This window comes from Psychrobacter sp. 1Y4, from assembly GCF_051847555.1.
Genome location: NZ_JBPYDE010000968.1, coordinates 1 through 558 on the forward strand (window position 1 = coordinate 1; position 558 = coordinate 558).

At 46.8% G+C, this 558-nt stretch carries 1 protein-coding gene; it reads right to left on the reverse strand.

Translation table 11 applies throughout. From position 1 onward, the window contains the following. Positions 1 to 558, reverse strand: a 558-nt coding sequence (locus ACS8FC_RS19885) for a potassium transporter TrkG (protein ID WP_439298054.1), incomplete at both ends; no start/stop codon positions are given.

Below are 558 nucleotides of genomic sequence, written 5' to 3' on the forward strand. Positions count from 1 at the left end.
ACGCGCGGCGGACTGAAATCTCCGCAATCTGACGTTTGAACACTTCTATCTTCGTTTGCCCACGGGCTAGACTCAATGTATTTAATAGCGCAATCGCAAAGGTACTGGTCTTGATACCACCGCCCGTTGAGTTGGGTGATGCGCCAATCCACATCAAAAATATCGTTAGCATGACCGTTGGAAAAGTCAGCTCACCCATATCAATGACATTGAACCCCGCGGTTCGCGGCGTGGCAGCCGTAAAAAACCCTGTGATAAGCTTACCAAAAAAGCTGGTATGGTCAGCGAGCACATTGTTGTATTCAAATACCATCACCCCGATCAGACCAGTCAACAATAACGCCCCAGTCGTAATCAAGGTAATACGGCTGTTGATATTCAGCAACCAAGGCTGATAAATATAGTGCCGGTCATTGCGATATATGAGTCGCTCAGCGCGATGACGCAAATACCGCAGCACATTGACCACAATGGTGAAGCCCATACCGCCAAAAATAAAAGTCATCGCAATGATAAGCTGCAATGGATAATTAAAGCGTATCGAATCGTCATACATGC